The organism is Pseudomonas sp. Root562 (assembly GCF_001427125.1).
Lineage (GTDB): Bacteria > Pseudomonadota > Gammaproteobacteria > Pseudomonadales > Pseudomonadaceae > Aquipseudomonas.
The window spans coordinates 405,408-425,105 of record NZ_LMGK01000012.1 but is presented as its reverse complement, the minus strand read 5'-3'; the positions used below and the strand labels follow the sequence as shown (position 1 = coordinate 425,105).

At 59.5% G+C, this 19,698-nt stretch carries 18 protein-coding genes and 2 pseudogenes; 12 read left to right on the top strand and 8 right to left on the bottom strand.

Going from position 1 to position 19,698, the window contains the following annotated elements:
• Positions 1 to 52 precede the first annotated feature (52 nt).
• The 5 genes from ASD60_RS12055 to ASD60_RS12035 form a co-directional block, all read right to left on the bottom strand.
• A complete protein-coding gene (locus tag ASD60_RS12055; protein ID WP_056854215.1) occupies positions 53 to 2,089 on the bottom strand; it encodes a GGDEF domain-containing protein in 2,037 nt (678 codons plus the stop codon).
• A complete protein-coding gene (locus ASD60_RS12050) occupies positions 2,086 to 2,964 on the bottom strand; it encodes an endonuclease/exonuclease/phosphatase family protein (RefSeq protein WP_056854214.1) in 879 nt (292 codons plus the stop codon). The genes ASD60_RS12055 and ASD60_RS12050 overlap by 4 nt, the downstream gene beginning before the upstream one ends.
• Positions 2,965 to 2,978: 14 nt before the next feature.
• Positions 2,979 to 3,620, bottom strand: a complete 642-nt coding sequence (dsbA, locus tag ASD60_RS12045) for a thiol:disulfide interchange protein DsbA (RefSeq protein ID WP_056854213.1) — start codon at positions 3,618 to 3,620, stop codon at positions 2,979 to 2,981.
• A gap of 201 nt (positions 3,621 to 3,821) precedes the next feature.
• Positions 3,822 to 4,451: a c-type cytochrome gene (locus ASD60_RS12040; RefSeq protein ID WP_056854212.1), complete on the bottom strand. Its 630-nt coding sequence runs from the start codon at positions 4,449 to 4,451 to the stop codon at positions 3,822 to 3,824.
• A gap of 45 nt (positions 4,452 to 4,496) precedes the next feature.
• A complete protein-coding gene (locus ASD60_RS12035; protein ID WP_046818664.1) occupies positions 4,497 to 4,787 on the bottom strand; it encodes a c-type cytochrome in 291 nt (96 codons plus the stop codon).
• Positions 4,788 to 4,978: 191 nt separating this feature from the next.
• Between ASD60_RS12035 and yihA the strand changes: the two genes are divergently transcribed.
• Positions 4,979 to 5,623, top strand: a complete 645-nt coding sequence (gene yihA / locus ASD60_RS12030; protein ID WP_056854211.1) for a ribosome biogenesis GTP-binding protein YihA/YsxC — start codon at positions 4,979 to 4,981, stop codon at positions 5,621 to 5,623.
• A gap of 322 nt (positions 5,624 to 5,945) precedes the next feature.
• On the opposite strand, the gene polA is transcribed toward yihA, so the two are convergent.
• Positions 5,946 to 8,753 (bottom strand): DNA polymerase I, encoded by a 2,808-nt coding sequence (gene polA, locus ASD60_RS12025; RefSeq protein ID WP_056854210.1) that lies wholly within the window; start codon positions 8,751 to 8,753, stop codon positions 5,946 to 5,948.
• Between the two features lie 74 nt (positions 8,754 to 8,827).
• Between polA and ASD60_RS12020 the strand changes: the two genes are divergently transcribed.
• Both ASD60_RS12020 and ASD60_RS12015 read left to right on the top strand, forming a co-directional pair.
• Positions 8,828 to 9,118, top strand: a complete 291-nt coding sequence (locus ASD60_RS12020; RefSeq protein WP_015092908.1) for a DUF2782 domain-containing protein — start codon at positions 8,828 to 8,830, stop codon at positions 9,116 to 9,118.
• A 50-nt stretch (positions 9,119 to 9,168) separates the two neighbouring features.
• A complete protein-coding gene (locus tag ASD60_RS12015; RefSeq protein ID WP_056854209.1) occupies positions 9,169 to 10,122 on the top strand; it encodes a homoserine kinase in 954 nt (317 codons plus the stop codon).
• Positions 10,123 to 10,235: 113 nt separating this feature from the next.
• Here the strand turns inward: ASD60_RS12015 and ASD60_RS12010 are convergent, their stop codons facing one another.
• A complete protein-coding gene (locus tag ASD60_RS12010; RefSeq protein ID WP_056854208.1) occupies positions 10,236 to 11,156 on the bottom strand; it encodes a zinc ABC transporter substrate-binding protein ZnuA in 921 nt (306 codons plus the stop codon).
• A gap of 66 nt (positions 11,157 to 11,222) precedes the next feature.
• Here ASD60_RS12010 and zur point away from each other — a divergent pair, with 66 nt between their 5' ends.
• The 4 genes from zur to ASD60_RS11990 are packed head-to-tail and all read left to right on the top strand — an operon-like array spanning position 11,223 to position 14,025.
• Positions 11,223 to 11,705 (top strand): zinc uptake transcriptional repressor Zur, encoded by a 483-nt coding sequence (gene zur, locus ASD60_RS12005; RefSeq protein WP_056854207.1) that lies wholly within the window; start codon positions 11,223 to 11,225, stop codon positions 11,703 to 11,705.
• Complete coding sequence (znuC, locus tag ASD60_RS12000) at positions 11,705 to 12,490, top strand: zinc ABC transporter ATP-binding protein ZnuC (RefSeq protein ID WP_056854206.1); 786 nt, start codon at positions 11,705 to 11,707, stop codon at positions 12,488 to 12,490. The genes zur and znuC overlap by 1 nt, the downstream gene beginning before the upstream one ends.
• A complete protein-coding gene (znuB, locus tag ASD60_RS11995) occupies positions 12,483 to 13,271 on the top strand; it encodes a zinc ABC transporter permease subunit ZnuB (RefSeq protein WP_056854205.1) in 789 nt (262 codons plus the stop codon). The genes znuC and znuB overlap by 8 nt, the downstream gene beginning before the upstream one ends.
• 37 nt (positions 13,272 to 13,308) lie before the next feature.
• Entirely contained in the window at positions 13,309 to 14,025 is a 717-nt protein-coding gene (locus tag ASD60_RS11990) for a PA5502 family lipoprotein (protein ID WP_056854204.1), read from the top strand.
• A 282-nt stretch (positions 14,026 to 14,307) separates the two neighbouring features.
• Here the strand turns inward: ASD60_RS11990 and katE are convergent, their stop codons facing one another.
• On the bottom strand, positions 14,308 to 16,446 hold the full coding sequence (gene katE / locus ASD60_RS11985) for a catalase HPII (RefSeq protein WP_056854203.1): 2,139 nt from the start codon (positions 16,444 to 16,446) through the stop codon (positions 14,308 to 14,310).
• Between the two features lie 209 nt (positions 16,447 to 16,655).
• On the opposite strand from katE, the gene ASD60_RS11980 reads away from it, so the two are divergent.
• The 5 genes and pseudogenes from ASD60_RS11980 to ASD60_RS29385 all read left to right on the top strand — a co-directional run.
• Entirely contained in the window at positions 16,656 to 17,663 is a 1,008-nt protein-coding gene (locus tag ASD60_RS11980) for a methionine ABC transporter ATP-binding protein (protein WP_056854202.1), read from the top strand.
• Positions 17,663 to 18,337 carry a methionine ABC transporter permease gene (locus ASD60_RS11975; protein ID WP_056854201.1) on the top strand — a complete coding sequence of 225 codons (675 nt, stop codon included), beginning with the start codon at positions 17,663 to 17,665 and terminating at the stop codon, positions 18,335 to 18,337. Before ASD60_RS11980 ends, ASD60_RS11975 begins: the two co-directional genes overlap by 1 nt.
• A 60-nt stretch (positions 18,338 to 18,397) precedes the next feature.
• Complete coding sequence (locus ASD60_RS11970; RefSeq protein WP_056854200.1) at positions 18,398 to 19,171, top strand: MetQ/NlpA family ABC transporter substrate-binding protein; 774 nt, start codon at positions 18,398 to 18,400, stop codon at positions 19,169 to 19,171.
• A gap of 173 nt (positions 19,172 to 19,344) precedes the next feature.
• A pseudogene (locus tag ASD60_RS28835) lies at positions 19,345 to 19,443 on the top strand (MetQ/NlpA family ABC transporter substrate-binding protein); the annotation flags it as partial.
• 134 nt (positions 19,444 to 19,577) lie between these two features.
• Positions 19,578 to 19,676, top strand: a pseudogene (locus ASD60_RS29385) (MetQ/NlpA family ABC transporter substrate-binding protein); the annotation flags it as partial.
• Between the last annotated feature and the right edge of the window lie 22 nt (positions 19,677 to 19,698).

The window sequence follows — 19,698 nt, the reverse complement described above, 5'->3', positions numbered from 1 at the left end:
TTGCATGCCGCGGGCAATCGCGACCATTTAAACAAAATGGAACAATTGGCCTTCAGCCCAGCTCCACCCGGTTGCGTCCGGCATTTTTTGCCCGATACAACGCCTGATCGGCTCTTTTGAGCACCAGATCGCTGTGTTCGCCGGGCTTGAAGGCGGCAAGCCCCATGGAAATCGTGATCGTGACCCGCTCGCCCTTGAAGTGGAACGGGCAAGCCTCGATCGATGCTCGCAGGTGTTCCAGCAGTTTCAGGCCGGCCGCCGGGACTGTCGACGGTAATAACAGAACAAACTCTTCTCCGCCAAAGCGGGCAATGAAGTCTGTCCCGCGCAGTCGCTTGCGCAGCACCGTGGCGATGATTTTCAGCACTTTGTCCCCCGCCAGGTGACCGTAGTTATCGTTGATGCGTTTGAAATGATCGAGGTCGAGCATCGCCAGCATCAGCGTATTGCCATGTTGCTGCCATTGGCCGATCTCGTGATCCAGGCGTTCGCTCCAGGCGGCGCGGTTGGGCAGGCCGGTGAGCGGGTCGATCAAGGCTTTCTGGCGCTGCTCTTCGAGGTGTTCGCGAAAACCTGAAGCTTCCTGCTCCATATGTGCCACCCGTTCGGCCAGGCTTTGCAGGCGAGCGGCCACTTCCTGCTCGCGTTCGTCGCGTTGCTTGCGATGCTCGTCCATGGTGCCGAGCAAGCCTTCGAGATGGTTTTCCAGAACGTGCTTCAGACCTTCCAGGTCTGCAGCTTCGTGCATGCTGGTTTGCAGGCCGCCGACCTGTTCGCGAATTTGCGTGTCCAGGGCATGCGCGGCCGTGCGGCTGTCGGCGTGATCGGCGCTGGCAGCTTGCAGGTTGCTCTGGAACGACTCGAGACGCTCGTTGAGGCGTTGCAGATAGGCTTCGAATTCATGCTGGCCGCTGTCCGAAATCGCTAGCATCAAGGTTGCCAGATCGTCGAGGATCGGTAGCAATTCGTACCAGTTCAGACCATTTTTCAAGCGATCACGCATCGACTCTGCTTGAGGCCGATGGCGTTCAGGTAGCGTGAGATCGTCAAGCAAGCCGAGCAGGGTTTGCTCAATGTGTTTGGCCACCGAGCTGTAGGACGGCTCGGGAGAGTCCGGCAGCGCGTAAAACATATCGTGCCCGACCTGCCCGGAATCGCCTGTTGCCGCGCTTGGAGGCAACAACGCCGGCTCGGGTAAGGGAGCGGGGGTAAGTTCGTCCGGATTGGTTTGCAGCTCATTCCCGCTAGCGGGCTCGACGATACCAGTAGGGGGTTGTTCAACGTACACGGCGCGATCAGTTTCGGGGGCATCGTGCGGTTCATTGAAGGATGGAACGAGCGGTGCGGCGACGTCGGGCTCTATCGCCACTGCAGGTGTCGGGTGTGGCGGGTGGGCGACGACTGTGGAGGCGTTGGCCGGCGGTTCCACAGGCATTGGTTCGGCCGTGAACAGGATTTCGCTGGTTGTTTCAGCCGTTGTGGCAACCGCAGGTACCGCCACGGTCACGGCCAGAGGCGCACTGGCGGCTGGGTTGGCTGTGGCCGTGACTTGTAGATCATCTGAGTCGCGGTGACCGAACAACCGCTTTAGCAGGCCTGGACGTTCGGGTTCTGGCAGGCTTTCCAGCTGACTCAGGGCCTTGCCTTGCAGACCGCTCAGTTCACTGAGCAGCAGTGGAATTTCGCGAGCCTGACTGACCCGGCTGTCCAGTTGCTTGGCAAAATTCTTGAGCGGGCGACTGACTTCTCGAGGCAGCGGTAATGTTTGCAGTTGAGTGACCAACGCGTTCAACGCGGCGCTGGTCTGGTTGACCCGGGTTTCCCGGCGCTGTTCGGAGTCGAGTACGGCTTTTTCCAGGCGCGGGAGCAGGGCGGCCAGACCGGCGTCCATGTCGTCGGTGCGCACCACCTCGCGCATTTCCTTCATGCACTGGTCAACGGCGCGATCGGTGCCTTCTGCGGCCAGGGTGCTGCGCACCAGCCCGCGACGCAACAAATCGAGCCGGGCGTCCCAGCGGCGTTCGAGCTTTTCCTGGTGTTCGATGCTTTTGAGGTACTTCTCTTTCCAGCGCTGTGTTTCGTCGCTCATTCAGGGGTTCCGCGAAGGGCAGGACTCAACGCGGGCAATGCATCAGCCGTGAGCGAACCCGGCAGACGAATCTCTACCGCGACCGGCAGGTGATCGGAAATGGGTTGGGCCAGCACCTCGACCTTTTCGAGGGTCAGGGACGGGCTCAGCAGAATATGGTCCAGGCAGCGCTGCGGGCGCCAGCTGGGGAATGTCGCTTCGAGTTGAGGGGCGAGCAGGCCAAGGTCGCGCAACGGCGAGTGTTGCAGCAGGTCGCTGGCATGGGTGTTCATGTCACCCATCAGCACCTGATGTTTGTAACCGCCGATCAATTCGCGGATGTAGGCCAGTTGCATGCTTCGGGCGCGTGCACCCAATGCCAGGTGCATCATGACCACCACCAGCGCTTCCGGTCCTTCGCCGAAACGCACCAGAATCGCTCCGCGACCCTTGGGCCCCGGCAGCGGATGATCCTCGATCGCCCACGGGCGCAGGCGGCTGAGCACGCCATTGCTGTGCTGGCCGAGGCGTCCGAGATTGCGATTGAGTTGTTGATACCAGTAGGGGAAGGCGCCGAGCTGGGCCAGGTGTTCGACTTGATTGACGTAGCCTGAGCGCAGGCTGCCGCCGTCGGCTTCCTGCAAGGCGACCAGATCGAAGTCGCCCAGCAGATTGCCGATTTTTTGCAGGTTATCGGCCCGCCCGGTATGGGGCAGCAAATGCTGCCAGCCGCGGGTCAGGTAATGCCGATAACGCTCGGTACTGATGCCGACCTGAATATTGAAACTGAGCAAGCGCAGACGACTGTCTGCGGGCAGGCCCGTGGATTCCAGATGATGTTCGTTGACCCGCGGATCATGCAGGCCAACGACGCGTTCAGTACCCCAGCGGCGCATGGCGGGTACTGCCCTTAGTTGGCGGCAGCCTTGGTAGCCGCTCGCTCTTTGTCGATCAGTTTGTCGGCCAGTTGCAGCGCTTGTTCGGCACCGCCGGCGGAGCCCACATCGAAGCGGTACTTGCCGTTCACGACCAGGGTTGGAACGCCGGTGATTTCATACTTCTTGGCCAATTCACGGGCTTGAACAACCTGACCCTTGATCGCGAAGGAGTCGAAGGTGGCCAGGAATTTTTCCTTGTCTACGCCTTGCGTAGCCAGGAAGTCGGCCATGTCATTCTTGTCGGTCAGCTTCATTTTCTTGTTCTGGATTGCGTCGAACACCGCGGCATGGACCTTATGCTCGACACCCATGGATTCGAGGGTCAGGAACATCTGGCCATGAGCGTCCCAAGGACCGCCGAACATCGCTGGAATACGCTTGAAGTTCACGTCCGATGGCAGTTTTTCAGCCCATGGATTGATGGTCGGTTCAAAGTGATAGCAGTGAGGGCAGCCATACCAGAACAGTTCCACCACTTCGATTTTGCCAGGCACGGCTACCGGAACCGGATTGCTCAGTTCTACGTAAGGGGCGGCTGGGGCTTCGGCGGCCTGGGCAGTCATGCCGAACAGGCTGGCAGCGGCAAAAACGGCGCTGATAATCAGATTACGCATGCTTTACTCCTGGACAAATTTTATCGCCTCGCGCGACCTGTTTTTCAGACAGATCCTGGCGGGCCTGAGTTCTGTAGTGTAACGGCAGCGGCCACAAAAAAGGGCGGCCAAAGCCACCCTTTTTATACTTGCTGCGACGGATTAATCGAGCGTTAACGTTGCAAGAGACGTACGCCTTGCGCAACGCTCGATTCGCCGGCCTTAGTGCAGGCCCTGAATGTAGCTGGACACTGCGGCGATGTCTTCGTCGCTCAGCTTTTTGGCAATGCTTTGCATTGGTTTGGTGTCGCCATCGTTGGTGCGTCCACCGTCTTCCTTGCGGAAATCGGTCAATTGCTTGGCGATGTATTGAGCGTGCTGACCACCCAGGTGCGGGAAGCCGGCGGCTGCGTTGCCTGCGCCATTTGGCGAATGGCACCCGGTGCAGGATGGCAGGCCCTTGGCCAGATCGCCGCCGCGGAACAGATTCTCACCGCGCTTGACCAGTTTTTCATCGGCGGCGCCCACGCTGCCTTTCTGGCTGGCGAAGTAGGCGGCCATGTCGGCCAGATCCTGATCGCTCATGTTGGTCAGCAGGCCGGTCATTTCCAGAACAGTGCGCTTGCCCGACTTGATGTCGTGCAACTGCTTGGTCAGGTAGCGCTCACCCTGGCCCGCCAGTTTCGGAAAGTTCGGCGCCATGCTGTTGCCATCCGGGCCATGGCAGGCCCCGCATACGGCGGCTTTTGCCTGGCCGGCTTTTGCATCGCCCGGCTGTACTGCCTCACCTGCAGCATTGGCCATGCCGGAGATGCCCACGGTCAACAGCAGACTCACGATCAATTTCTTCATCAGCTAATCCAACTACGGCTAAGGGTTAAGAGTTATGGACCGGGTTTACTCGCTCATCCACTGGATGATGGCTTGGTAATCCTCGGCACTGCAGTCCATGCACAAACCACGCGGCGGCATCGCCTTGAAACCCTGGGTCACGTGTTGCACCAGCGTCTCCATACCTTTCGCCAACCTCGGCGTCCAAGCTTCCTGATCGCCCTTGCGGGGCGCCATGGGTAGTTGGCCGGAATGACAGGCACCACAAACACGGTTGTACACAGCTTCCGGATCCTGTGTAGCCTGAGCGCTGTAAAGCGGTATCAGGACACCGGCAGCTAGCAGCCATTTCGTCATAAAACGACCTTTTCAGGGTTGAGAGCGTTCTGCGTTCTAATGCGCAATCAAGGTCTATCGCTCCCGTGAACTTCATCCTGCGTTGGGACAAAGCGCACACAAAATCTGCGGCATTATATACTGGCGTCACTGAAACGGAAGCGACACTGCTTGCCGCACCCATTCCTGGCGCCGCCCACATCGGAAATCCCATGCAACTCAAGAATCCCATCCTCGGTCTGTGCCAACAGTCCACCTTCATGCTCAGCGCCGCCAAAGTCGACCAATGTCCGGATGACGAGGGCTTCGAAGTCGCCTTCGCCGGGCGTTCCAACGCCGGCAAGTCGAGTGCACTCAACACCCTGACCCACGCCAGCCTGGCGCGTACCTCGAAAACTCCGGGGCGCACACAGCTGTTGAACTTCTTCAAGCTAGACGATGAACGCCGTCTGGTCGACCTGCCGGGCTACGGTTATGCAAAAGTACCGATCCCGCTCAAGCAACATTGGCAGCGTCACCTGGAAGCCTATCTGGGCGGTCGCGAGAGTTTGAAAGGTTTGATTCTGATGATGGACATCCGTCATCCAATGACCGATTTCGACCTGCTCATGCTCGACTGGGCCGTAGCCGCTGGCATGCCGATGCACATTTTGCTGACCAAAGCCGACAAGCTGACCTACGGCGCCGCCAAGAACACACTGCTGAAAGTGCAGTCGGAAATCCGCAAGGGCTGGGGTGATCTGGTGACTATTCAGCTGTTTTCGGCGCCAAAACGCCTGGGTCTGGAAGAGGCCTACACGGTATTGGCAGGCTGGATGGAGCTGGCTGACAAGGGTGCCGAGGCCGAGGCCCAGTAAGCGTCGAAAACTGCCTGTGGCGCGCTCAGGCAGTTTTCTGCGGGCAAAAAAAACCCCGGACTTCTATGGGGAGGGGGAAGTTCCGGGGTTCAAGTTCTAGACCGCTAGGGCGGGGTCCAGATATCTGCCAACACTTAACACAACATAGGAGCATCGAAGGGCTTCACCAGCCATTCAGTAACTCTGAGTGGCATTTCTCCAGATTAGTTCAGATTTTTTTCAAATGCTTTGGAATAACCCCGAGCATTTTCCGGACTAAGCGCTCTTCGAACCGCCCGCCGCGGCACTATGCCGCAGCAGGCGTGGCTCTTTTTTCATTGGCTCAGTGCGCCTCATCCCAGTTATTACCTACGCCGACTTCCACCAGCAGTGGAACATTGAGCTGCGCGGCACCACTCATGTGCTTACGAATGTCAGAGCTGACCTGATCGACCAGGTCTTCACGTACTTCAAGAACCAATTCATCGTGCACTTGCAGAATGACTTTGGCGTCGAGGCCGGACGAAGCCAGCCATTCGTCCACGGCCACCATGGCTTTCTTGATGATGTCCGCCGCCGTACCTTGCATCGGTGCGTTGATTGCCGTGCGTTCGGCGGCGGCGCGTTCCTGTGGTTTATTGGAGTTGATCTCGGGCAGGTACAAGCGACGTCCGAAGAACGTCTCCACATAACCTTGCTCCGCCGCCTGAGCACGGGTGCGGTCCATGTATTGGCGAACACCCGGGTAACGGGCGAAGTACGTATCGATGTACGCCTTGGCAGTCTTGGTATCGACGCCAATGTCTTTACCGAGTTTCTGCGCACCCATGCCGTAGATCAGGCCAAAGTTGATCGCCTTGGCGCTGCGACGCTGATCGGAAGTCACGTCAGCAAGCTCGACCTTGAAAACTTCGGCGGCAGTGGCGGTGTGTACGTCCAGATTGTGGCGGAAAGCGTTCATCAAGCCTTCGTCGCCCGAGAGGTGGGCCATGATCCGCAATTCGATCTGCGAATAGTCCGCCGCCAGCAATTTGTAGCCGGTCGGCGCCACGAACGCCTGGCGGATGCGCCGTCCTTCAGCGGTGCGCACCGGGATGTTCTGCAGGTTCGGATCGCTGGAAGACAAGCGCCCTGTAGACGCCACCGCCTGATGATACGAGGTGTGAATCCGCCCGGTACGAGGGTTGATCTGCTCCGGCAGGCGGTCGGTGTAGGTGCTTTTCAGCTTGCTCATGGAACGGTATTCCATCAGCACTTTAGGCAACCGGTAATCGTCCTCGGCCAGTTTCGCCAGCACTTCTTCAGCGGTGGACGGCTGACCCTTGGCGGTTTTCTTCAGCACCGGCAGGCCGAGTTTTTCGTAGAGAATCACCCCCAGCTGCTTGGGCGAACCCAGGTTGAATTCTTCGCCGGCAATCTCAAAGGCTTCGCGCTCCAGCGCGACCATCTTGTCGCCCAGTTCGATGCTCTGCACGCCAAGCAGCGCAGCGTCGACGAACGCGCCTTGGCGTTCGATGCGCGCCAGCACCGGTACCAGCGGGATTTCGATGTCGGTCAGCACGCTGGCCAGGCTCGGGATCGCCGTGAGCTTCTCGAACAGCGCCTGATGCAGGCGCAACGTGATGTCGGCGTCTTCGGCGGCATACGGGCCGGCCTGTTCCAGAGCGATCTGGTCGAACGTCAGTTGTTTCGCGCCTTTGCCGGCAATGTCCTGGAAGCTCACGGTGGTGTGATCCAGGTACTTCAGGGCCAGGCTGTCCATGTCATGGCGGGTGGCCGTGGAATTGAGCACGTAGGACTCGAGCATGGTATCGAAGGCAATGCCGCGCACGGTGATGCCATTGGCCTGATCGCCGCCGATGGCGCAATTGGCCAGGATATTCATGTCGAACTTGGCGTGCTGGCCGACCTTGAGTTTGTTCGGGTCTTCCAGAATCGGCTTGAGCGCACGCAGGACGGTATCGCGATCCAGTTGCTCGGGCACGCCGATGTAGGAGTGGGTCAGCGGGATGTAAGCCGCTTCGTTAGGCTGTACCGCGAACGACAGGCCAACCAGTTGCGCCTGTTGCGCATCGATACCGGTGGTTTCGGTGTCGAACGCGAACAATTTGGCATTGTTCAGTTTCTCCAGCCAGACATCGAAACGCGCCTGATCAAGGATGGTTTCATAAGCGGCTTCGGCGACGGGGGCCGGTGCTTCGACTTTGGGTGCGCTGAACAGATCAGCGACTGGCGCAGGTTCGGCGGCGGCACTGCTCAGTTCGAGTCGTTTGGCGTCGCGATCGAGGTCATTCAACCAGCTTTTGAATTCCAGCAGGGTATACAGCTCGTAGAGTTTGTCTGGATCTTCCGCGCCCATTTTCAGGTCATCAAGGCCGATGTCCAGCGGCACATCGACCTTGATGGTCGCCAGTTGATAGGACAGGAATGCCATCTCCTTGTGCTCTTCGAGCTTGGCCGGCAGGGTCTTGGCACCGCGAATCGGCAGGGTCGGCACGATGTCGAGCTGCGCGTAGAGCTCGGTCAGGCCACCGTTGACGCCGACCAGCAGGCCGGAAGCGGTCTTCGGACCGATGCCCGGAACGCCCGGAATGTTGTCGGACGAATCGCCCATGAGCGCCAGGTAATCGATGATCTGCTCGGGAGCGACGCCGAATTTCTCCTTCACGCCCTCCACGTCCATGCTGCTACCGGTCATGGTATTGACCAAGGTAATGTGGCCGTCGACCAGTTGCGCCATGTCCTTGTCGCCGGTGGAAATGATCACCGGGCGATCTGCCGCGGCGCTGCTGCGGGCCAGCGTGCCGATCACGTCATCGGCCTCGACGCCTTCGACGCACAACAGCGGGAAGCCCAGGGCGATCACGCTCTGGTGTAGCGGTTCGATCTGTACGCGCATGTCATCGGGCATGCTCGGGCGGTTGGCCTTGTACTCGGCGTACATGTCATCGCGAAAAGTCCCACCCTTGGCGTCGAACACCACGGCGAACGGACTGTCCGGGTACTGCTTGCGCAGGCTCTTGAGCATGTTCAACACGCCCTTGACCGCACCGGTCGGCAGGCCTTTGGACGTGGTCAGCGGTGGCAGCGCGTGAAAGGCGCGGTACAGGTAAGAAGAACCGTCCACCAGGACGAGGGGGGCTTGGCTCATGAGCAGGATCAACCTTTTCGGCGGGTCCGGCGCTAGAATAGCGGGACCGTTGACGACAAAGGGACAAGGTTATCATGCGCACACTAAATCGCCTGTTGCTGGCTGGCTTGTTTGCAATCACTCCATTGGCTGTTATGGCGGCGGACGATGCGCCATCGCCGGAACCGGATGTAACCATCCGCACGGAAGGCGACAACACGATCAAGGAATACCGCCAGAATGGCTTCCTGTATGCCATTCAGGTCACGCCGAAGGGCGGAAAACCGTACTTTCTGGTGCGCGCCGATGGATCGGACGGTAACTTTATCCGCTCGGATCAGCCCGATATGCTGATTCCGTCGTGGAAGATCTTCGAGTGGAAGTAGTTTCTTAATTTCAATTGGCGCCCACCAGCGCCCGTACTGGCAGCTTAAACATGTCTGTGTTCACCCCCCTGGCTCGGCCTGAGCTGGAAGCTTTTCTCGCCCCTTATGGCCTCGGCCGCCTGCTTGATTTCCAGGGGATTGCCGCCGGTAGCGAAAACACCAATTTTTTTATCAGCCTGGAGCAGGGCGAGTTTGTCCTGACCCTGGTCGAGCGTGGCCCGGTGCAAGAAATGCCGTTCTTCATCGAACTGCTCGACGTGTTGCACCAAGCCGATCTGCCGGTGCCATACGCCATCCGCACCACGGACGGCGTGGCGTTGCGTGAGCTGGCTGGCAAGCCTGCATTGTTGCAACCGCGCCTGGCTGGCAAGCACATCAAGCAGGCCAACGCGCAACATTGCGCGCAAGTGGGCGAGTTGCTGGCACATCTGCACCTGGCCACCCAAGCCGCAAACATGATCAAGCGCAAGACCGATCGTGGCCTGGACTGGATGCTGGAGGAGGGCACGCAATTCCTTTCGCACGTGAATGCCGAGCAAAAGGAACTGTTGCAGCGAGCGCTGGAAGAAATCACCCGGCAGAAAGAGAAAATTCTGGCGCTGCCTCGCGCCAACATCCACGCCGACCTGTTCCGCGACAACGCGATGTTCGAGGGCACGCACCTGACCGGGCTGATCGACTTCTACAACGCGTGTTCGGGGCCGATGCTCTACGACGTGGCGATTGCCTTGAACGACTGGTGTTCCGATGACGATGGTCTGATCGACGGAGCGCGAGCGCGAGCGCTGTTGGGCGCTTACGCCGCACTGCGTCCGTTCACGGCGGCCGAAGCCGAGTTGTGGCCGACCCTGTTGCGGGTGGCGTGCGTGCGGTTCTGGTTGTCGCGCCTGATCGCGGCCGAATCATTCGCCGGGCAGGACGTGCTGATTCACGACCCGATGGAGTTTCAATTGCGCCTGGCACAGCGGCAGACGGTCAATACACCGTTGCCTTTCGCTCTTTAAATTGTGGCGAGGGAGCTTGCTCCCGCTGGGTTGCGAAGCGACCCCTTCTTGGGGGGGGGCTGCTGCGCAGTCCAGCGGGAGCAAGCTCCCTCGCCACAGGTTTATTGCATTAATTAAAGCGACTCCAGGCACCCCGCCAAATCATTCCCCAACTTCTCCAGCAACTGCTCATACCCCTGAGCTGTTGCGGGTGTGTAACCGCCCAACGCATCCAGCTCCGCCAATTTCACCGGCAGGCCCGCTACCAGGGTTTCGGCCAGGCGCGGGCGCAGGGGCGGCTCGCTGAAGACGCAGGTCTTGCCGACTTCCTGCAACCGCGCACGCATCGCCGCTACGTGCTGGGCGCCGGGCTGTACTTCCGCGGCAACGCTGAATACGCCCGCGTGCTTAAGGCCGTAGGCGTCTTCGAAGTAGTCAAAAGCCTCGTGAAACACGAAGTAAGGTTTGCCTTCAATGCCTGCCAGGCGTTTCTTCAGCCGCACGTCGAGCGCATCCAGACGCTCATCGAACGCCTTGAGGTTGCTCTGATAGCGCGCTGCATTGGCAGGGTCGGCGGCACTCAGGTCAGCCGCCATTTTGTTGGCGATGACTCGGGCATTGATCGGCGACAGCCACAAGTGCGCGTCGAGGCTGCCCGGGCGATGATCATGATCATGTTCGTCAGCTTCTTCGGCGTGTGAGTGGTTATCTTCGGCGAAATGTCGGAGCTTCATCCCTGGCAAAACCTGAACGGAAACGCTAGGCAAAGTACGACCATTGAGTACTCGCGGCAGGAAACCTTCCATGTCCGGACCGATCCAGTACAGCAGATCGACCGACTGCACCTTCCGTACGTCGGAAGGGCGCAAGGCATAGTTATGCGGCGAGGCGCCTGGCGGCAGCAGCACTTCCGGAATCGCCACGCCGTCCTGCACGGCAGCGGCGATCAGTTGCAGCGGCTTGATGCTGGTGAGGACTTTAACCTCGGCTTGTGCTGAACCCATCAGCAGAAAACTGGCGATAAATGCGACAAAGATAGAAAAAATTCGGGACACGATGACCACTCAAAGAGGCGAGAACGGGTAACATAATAACGTCTCTCACAAACCTCGTCGCCGCTCATGCCTAAAACACCGATTGCCAGCCGTCCCCACGACCACTCTCATTGCGTGCATAGCGCTCTGTCTGAGGCCGATGCTTTGTGCGCACGTCAGGGCCTGCGCCTGACCGCGTTGCGGCGGCGGGTGCTGGAGCTGGTTTGGCAAAGCCACAAGCCATTGGGTGCCTATGACATTCTCGCGGTGCTCAGCGAACAAGATGGCCGCCGTGCCGCGCCGCCAACCGTGTACCGCGCACTGGATTTCCTGCTGGAAAACGGCCTCGTTCACCGCATCTCATCCCTCAACGCCTTCATCGGTTGCAATCATCCGGAGCACGCGCATCAGGGCCAGTTCCTGATCTGCCGTGAATGCCACGCTGCCATTGAGCTCGAACAGAAATCCATCAGCGACGCGATTATTGCCAGCGCCGAGGATGTCGGGTTCGTCGTTGAGGGCCAGACCGTCGAAGTGATCGGTCTCTGCTCGGGTTGCCAGGGGGCTTGATGAGCAACGCGCTGATCCGACTCGAACAGGTTGCCGTTACGTTTGCCGGGCAACCGGTGCTGGACAATATCGAGCTGAGCGTCGAGCCAGGCCAGATCGTCACCCTGATCGGTCCCAACGGCGCGGGCAAGACCACGCTGGTGCGTGCCGTGCTTGGCTTGTTGAAACCCGACAGCGGCAGCGTCTGGCGCAAGCCGAAACTGCGGGTGGGCTACATGCCGCAAAAACTCCATGTCGATCCGACCCTGCCGCTTTCCGTGCTGCGCTTCTTGCGCCTGGTGCCGGGTGTGGACCGCGCGATGGCCCTGGCCGCGCTCAAGGAAGTCGGCGCCGAACAAGTGATCGACAGCCCGGTGCAAAGTGTTTCCGGCGGTGAGATGCAGCGTGTCTTGCTGGCTCGCGCGCTGTTGCGTGAGCCGCAACTGCTGGTGCTCGACGAGCCGGTGCAAGGGGTCGACGTCGCTGGCCAGGCCGAGCTCTACAGCCTGATTACCCGTCTGCGTGACCGTCACGGCTGCGGTGTGTTGATGGTGTCTCACGATCTGCATCTGGTCATGAGCACTACCGATCAAGTGGTGTGCCTCAATCGCCACGTCTGCTGCTCCGGCCACCCTGAACAGGTCAGTGGCGATCCGGCATTCGTCGAGCTTTTCGGCAAAAACGCACAGAGTCTGGCGATTTATCACCACCATCACGACCACGCCCACGATCTGCACGGTTCGGTCGTCAAGGCGCCCGGGTCGGGCCATAACCATGTTCACGGAGATAGCTGCAAGCATGGCTGATTTTCTGCTCTACGCCCTGCTTGCAGGTCTGGCTCTGGCTGTGGTCGCGGGTCCGTTGGGCTCCTTCGTAGTCTGGCGGCGCATGGCCTATTTCGGTGACACCTTGTCACACGCGGCGTTGCTGGGCGTTGCGCTGGGTTTCCTGCTGGATGTCAGCCCGACTGTCGCCGTGACCGTAGGCTGCTTGCTGTTGGCGGTGTTACTGGTGACCTTGCAACAGCGCCAGCCGCTGGCGTCCGACACACTTTTGGGAATTCTCGCACCGAGCACCCTCTCTTTGGGATTGGTGGTACTAAGCTTCATGCACGAAGTGCGGATCGACCTGATGGCCTATCTGTTCGGCGACTTGCTGGCGATCAGCCCGACCGATCTGGCCTGGATTCTCGGTGGCAGCGCGGCGGTGCTGGCCTTGCTGGTTACCTTGTGGCGGCCATTGCTGGCGATTACGGTGCATGAGGAGCTGGCAAGGGTCGAAGGTTTGCCCGTGGCGGGTTTACGCATGGCGCTGATGTTGCTGATCGCCGTGGTGATTGCCGTGGCGATGAAAATCGTCGGCGTATTGCTGATTACTTCGTTGCTGATCATTCCGGCGGCTGCGGCACAACGTCACGCCCGCTCTCCGGAACAGATGGCACTGGGCGCGAGCCTGTTGGGCATACTCGCCGTGTGTGGCGGGCTGGCGCTGTCCTGGTTCAAGGACACCCCGGCCGGTCCGTCGATTGTTGTGACGGCCGCCGCACTGTTTCTGCTGAGTTTTGTTCTGCCCCGTCGAGGGGTGTAGACTTGCTCGTTTTTTGCGCAAATAGAGAGTCGCAGGAATGAAGTCGTTCGCCGCCCGTTATCTGCTCCTTGTCGCATTTTCCTTGCTGCTGGGCGCCTGCCAAAGCACGCCACCGACGGCCACCGAGGTCCCGGATGCGCGGGCCACGGCCATTGCACAGCTTGAGCAAAGCCTGGCCAGCAGTGAGCTGGCCACGGCCGAAGGTCAATTGGCAGCCTTGCAGGCCGAGTCGCCCAATGATCAATCCCTTGAGCAATACCAACGGCAACTGGCCGAAGCCTACTTGCTACGTAGCCAGATCGTGCTGCAAAAGGGTGACGTAAATGCGGCCGCTACGGCCCTGGCCCGTGCCCGTGCATTGATGCCCAAGGCGCCAGCATTGACCGGTGGCGTCAACGGCCCTATCGCTGAGGCCCGCAAAGCGGAACTGGAAAAAGCCGAAGCAGCACTCAAAGCCGCGGAAGCCATGCCCAAAGCCAAAGTCATCGACCCGACGGCGGAAAGCACGACGGTAGCGCTAAACATCAACGATATGGGCAAACTGCGTCGTCAACTGGACGCCATCGCCGCCGATGTTGTGAATTACCAGTGCGATGTGAGCATTCAGGCGCCGCGTACCGATGATTACCCGTGGTTGGCAAACCTGCTGACCAAACGCGTGAAAAAGCTCGACCCGCAATTCGACCTGAAGCTGGAGCGGCAGATTCTGCGCAGCGTACCGGCGCAAATGGTACTTAGCCCTCGTAAATCTTGAAAAGCTCGCGGGCAAGCCTAGCTCCTACAATGTTTCAATGAACCCTGTAGGAGCGTAATGCTGTTCACTTGAGAGAACATTACATCCTGTGGCGAGGGAGCTTGTCGGATCGCCGCACCGTCCCGCTGGGGCGCGAAGCGGCCCAAAAAGGGTCTGCTGCGCAGCCCAGCGGGACGGTGCGGCGATCCGACAAGCTCCCTCGCCACGGGAATAGGTTCGTCCTTAAGTGAACAGCATTACCGTATGTACCCGCGAAGGCGCGCGCTCAAACGAAACAGAACCTCAGGCCGGAATCGCCTTGGCCTTGGGCTCCCTGTCCCACACCCGATGCTGACCGATCGCAGCAAAAAACGCCTTGAACAGTTTGGCATCCGCCCCGACGATCAAACCCGCATCAGCCTCCAGCTTCAACACATCCAACAACTGCTTCGCCTCACCGTGCAGCGCAATCGCCTTCAGGTGCTTATAAGCCTCCAGCACGTAATGCAGCGCCACGCCATCGGCACTCAGCGCCTTGATCGACGCCGCGCCACCGGGCACAAACACCGCGTCGAATGCCACTGAAGGCAAACCTTCCATGGATGCATCCACTGGCAACGCCTTGCCGTCAGCGGTTTTTACCGGCGCCGAGGTCGGCCCCAGCAGCTTGGCGTGAGCGCCTTCGGCTTCCAGCGCTTTCTTCATGGCATCAATCGCGGCGCCGTCCACGCCATCGGCTGCAAGGATCGCCACTTTGCGGGTTTTGATATCCCCGGGCAGCAAGTTGGCCTGGCTCAACGCAGGCGAGCGCTCCAGAGAGGTTTTCGGCACCTCCACCGTTCCAGCCGTCGGGGCCGGCAAGCCAAGGTTTTGCGCCACGCGCTTGGCCAGTTCCAGATCGATATTGGCCAGAATCTCATTCACCTCACGGGCACGGATGAATTCCCGCTCGACCTTGCCCAGCTCAAAGCTGTACGCCGCAATGATGTGTTCCTGTTCGTGCTTGCTCATGCTGTGGAAAAACAGGCGTGCCTGGGAAAAATGGTCACTGAATGATTCGCTGCGCTGGCGAATCTTGTTGGCGTCGATGCGTTCCTGATAGCTCTCGAAGCCGCCATCCTGCGCGGCAGGCGGGGTTTCCTTCGGCCAGCCGCCGTCGATGGAATTCGGTTCGTAAGCCGCACGCCCCTTATCGATGGTGGTTCGATGCAGCGCATCCCGCTGACCGTTGTGGAACGGTGCTACTGGACGGTTGATCGGGATCTCGTGAAAGTTCGGTCCGCCGAGTCGGCTGATCTGCGTGTCGGTGTAGGAAAACAACCGGCCTTGCAGCAGTGGGTCGTTGGAAAAGTCGATGCCCGGCACGATATGCCCCGGGCAGAACGCAACCTGTTCGACTTCGGCGAAGAAATTGTCCGGGTTGCGGTTAAGCACCATCTTGCCCAGCGGTGTGATCGGCACGATTTCTTCGGGAATGATCTTGGTCGGGTCGAGAATGTCGAAGTCGAAGTCGTGCTCGTTTTCTTCTTCTACCACTTGTACCCCCAGTTCCCATTCCGGGTAGTCGCCCATCTCGATGGCTTCCCAGAGATCCCGACGGTGGTAGTCGGTATCTTTACCGGCAAGTTTCTGCGCTTCATCCCAAACCAGCGAGCAGGTACCGGCGGTGGGGCGCCAGTGGAATTTGACGAAGCGCGATTTTCCTTCGGCATTGATGAAGCGGAAGGTATGGACGCCGAAGCCCTGCATGCTGCGCAGGCTTTTCGGAATCGCCCGATCGGACATCGCCCACATCACCATGTGCGCCGATTCCGGTTGCAACGAAACGAAGTCCCAAAACGTGTCATGGGCCGAGCCGCCGGTTGGGATTTCATTGTGCGGCTCGGGTTTCACCGCGTGTACGAAATCGGGAAACTTGATGGCGTCCTGGATGAAAAACACCGGCATGTTATTGCCCACCAGGTCGTAGTTGCCTTCGTCGGTGAAGAACTTCACCGCGAAACCTCGTACGTCGCGAACCGTATCGCCTGACCCGCGTGGGCCTTGTACGGTGGAAAAACGCACGAATACCGGGGTCTGCTTGCCAGGATCCTGCAGGAAACCGGCCTTGGTCAGCACGCTATGGTTTTCGTAGGACTGAAAGTAGCCATGGGCGCCGGTGCCGCGAGCGTGAACGATGCGCTCGGGTATGCGCTCATGGTCAAAGTGCGTGATTTTCTCACGCATGATGAAGTCTTCCAGCAGGGAAGGTCCGCGGGCGCCGACCTTCAGGGTGTTCTGATTGTCCGCGACTTTCACGCCTTGATTGGTGCGCAAGGCCTGGCCGGTGGCGTCAGAGCGGAAGTTTTCCAGGCTGTCGAGTTTGGCATTGCTGTTGTTGCGGTCCAGGGTATCAGTCCCGGCCATCGCGCTCTTGGTCGCGGCAGGCTTCTTGGTACTCATCAGGCATATCTCCTCGGGGTATTTTCGAGTTGCCTAAGTAGTGACTGACGGGGTTTTTAGCCGTTCCTTTTATCTGACCTTTGATCGCGTTATTGCCAAATGGCTGGATGAATGCGAAATAAATGCTAAGAACCTCTATACGGACAGGCTAAAATGCGCGCCCGGCTAACCGCTGACCCTTTTCCAACGCGCCCCACAAGGTTCGCTACGTGATCGAGTTTCAAAACGTCCATAAAACCTACCGCGTCGCCGGTAAGGATATCCCCGCCCTGCATCCGACCAGTCTGACGATTGAGAACGGTCAGGTTTTCGGCCTGATCGGCCATTCCGGTGCGGGAAAAAGTACCCTGCTGCGTCTGATCAATCGCCTGGAAAGCTCCAGTGGCGGCAAGATCTTTGTCGACGGCGAAGAAGTCACGGCGCTGGACGCCAATGGCCTGCGCCGTTTCCGACAGCAAGTCGGGATGATTTTCCAGCACTTCAACCTGCTGGCATCCAAGACTGTGGCCGACAACGTCGCCATGCCGCTGACGCTGGCCGGTGAACTGTCGCGTAGCGAAATCGACCGGCGAGTGGCTGAGTTGCTGGCGCGGGTTGGTCTGTCCGACCACGCCAAAAAGTACCCGGCGCAATTGTCTGGCGGCCAGAAGCAGCGTGTCGGCATTGCCCGCGCCTTGGCGACCAAGCCCAAAATCCTGCTGTGCGATGAAGCCACCAGCGCCCTCGACCCGCAGACCACGGCGTCGGTCCTGCAATTGCTGGCCGAGATCAATCGCGAACTGAAACTGACCATCGTCCTGATCACCCACGAGATGGACGTGATTCGCCGTGTGTGTGATCAGGTTGGCGTGATGGATGCGGGCGTGATCGTCGAGCAAGGCTCGGTGGCCGATGTGTTCCTGCATCCCAAGCATCCGACCACCAAGCGCTTCGTACAGGAAGACGAGCACATCGATGAAAGCGAGCAACGTGACGACTTCGCTCACGTGCCGGGCCGCATCGTGCGTCTGACCTTCCAGGGCGAAGCGACCTACGCGCCGCTACTGGGTACCGTCGCCCGCGAAACGGGTGTGGACTACAGCATCCTCGCCGGTCGCATCGACCGCATCAAAGATATCCCTTACGGGCAACTGACCCTGGCCGTGACCGGTGGTGACATGGAAGCGGCCTTCGCCCGCTTCACCGCCGCCGACGTCCACATGGAGGTGCTGCGCTAATGGAAGCCCTGACAAGTTTCTTCGCCAATATCGACTGGTTCGAAATCTGGCTGGCCACCGGTGACACCCTGCTAATGCTCGGCGGTTCGCTGTTGTTCACCGTACTGCTCGGCCTGCCACTGGGCGTGTTGCTGTTCCTCTGCAGCCCGCGCCAGTTGCTCGAAGCCAAAGGCGTGTACGCCATGCTGTCGCTGGTGGTGAACATCCTGCGTTCGCTGCCGTTCATTATTCTGTTGATCGTCATGATCCCGTTCACGGTGCTGATCACCGGCACCTCGCTCGGGGTTGCCGGCGCGATTCCGCCGCTGGTGGTGGGCGCCACGCCGTTCTTCGCGCGACTGGTGGAAACCGCCCTGCGTGAAGTGGATCGCGGCATCATCGAAGCAACACAGGCCATGGGCGCGACCACGCGGCAGATCATCACCAACGCCTTGCTGCCGGAAGCCCGCCCGGGCATCTACGCCGCGATTACGGTGACAGCCATTACACTGGTGTCCTACACGGCCATGGCCGGTGTGGTCGGTGCCGGTGGTTTGGGCGACCTGGCGATCCGCTTCGGTTACCAGCGTTTCCAGACTGACGTGATGGTCGTCACCGTGGTGTTGCTGCTGGTACTGGTGCAAATACTGCAAACCGTCGGCGACAAACTGGTCGTCCACTTTTCCCGTAAGTAAGACATGAGCCGGCCATTCGCTGGCAGGCGCCAAACGGGCGCCTCACATGGAGTTAGCTGAATGAAAAAACTACTCGTCGCCTTCGCTGCCGTTGCCGCGTTTTCCGCCCACGCTGCTGACACCCTGACGGTCGCCGCAACGCCAGTCCCGCACGCGGAAATCCTCGAATTCGTTAAACCGGCCCTGGCCAAAGAAGGCGTCGACCTCAAGGTCAAAGTCTTCACCGACTACATCCAGCCAAACGTACAGGTTGCGGAAAAACGCCTGGACGCCAACTTCTTCCAGCACCAGCCGTACCTCGATGAATTCAACAAGGCCAAGGGCACCCACCTGGTGTCGGTAGCCGGCGTGCACCTGGAGCCGCTGGGCGTTTACTCCAGCAAGTACAAAACACTGGAAGAGCTGCCAAGCACCGCCACCGTCGTTATCCCGAACGACGCCACCAACGGCGGCCGTGCGCTGTTGCTGCTGGCCAAGGCTGGCGTGATCCAGTTGAAGGATGCGAACAACATCCTGTCGACCGTCAAGGACATCACCGCCAACCCGAAGAACCTCAAGTTCCGTGAACTGGAAGCCGCCACCATCCCGCGCGTGCTGACCCAGGTCGACCTGGCCCTGATCAACACCAACTACGCGCTGGAAGCCAAACTCGACCCGTCCAAAGACGCACTGGTCATCGAAGGCAGCGACTCGCCTTACGTGAACATCCTCGTTGCCCGCCCGGACGACAAGGACAGCGAAGCGATGAAGAAACTGGCGGCTGCACTGCACAGCCCGGAAGTGAAAGCGTTCATCGTCGAGAAGTACAAAGGCGCGGTAGTGCCGGCGTTCTGATCTGCGAACGCAACGAAAAAAGGGGACGCCAGCGGCGTCCCCTTTTTTTGCGCCGTGAATATGCACGCCCGATCGTTCCGATGCTCTGCGTGGGAATGAATCCCGTGACGCTCCGCGTCACAGGTGGACGCAGAGCATCCATGGCGGCATTCCCACGCAGAGCGTGGGAACGATCAAAAGAGAGGAAGAAACTGGCGGCTGCACTGCACAGCCCGGAAGTGAAAGCGTTCATCGTCGAGAAGTACAAAGGCGCGGTAGTGCCAGCGTTCTGATCTGCGAGACACACAACGAATGTGCACGCCCGATCGTTCCGATGCTCTGCGTGGGAATGAATCCCGTGACGCTCCGCGTCACAGGTGGACGCAGAGCATCCATGGCGGCATTCCCCCGCAGAGCGTGGGAACGATCAAAAGAGAGGAAGAAACTGGCGACTGCACTGCACAGCCCGGAAGTGAAAGCGTTCATCGTTGAGAAGCACAAAGGCGCGGTAGTGTCGGCGTTCTGATCTGCGAGACACACAACGAATG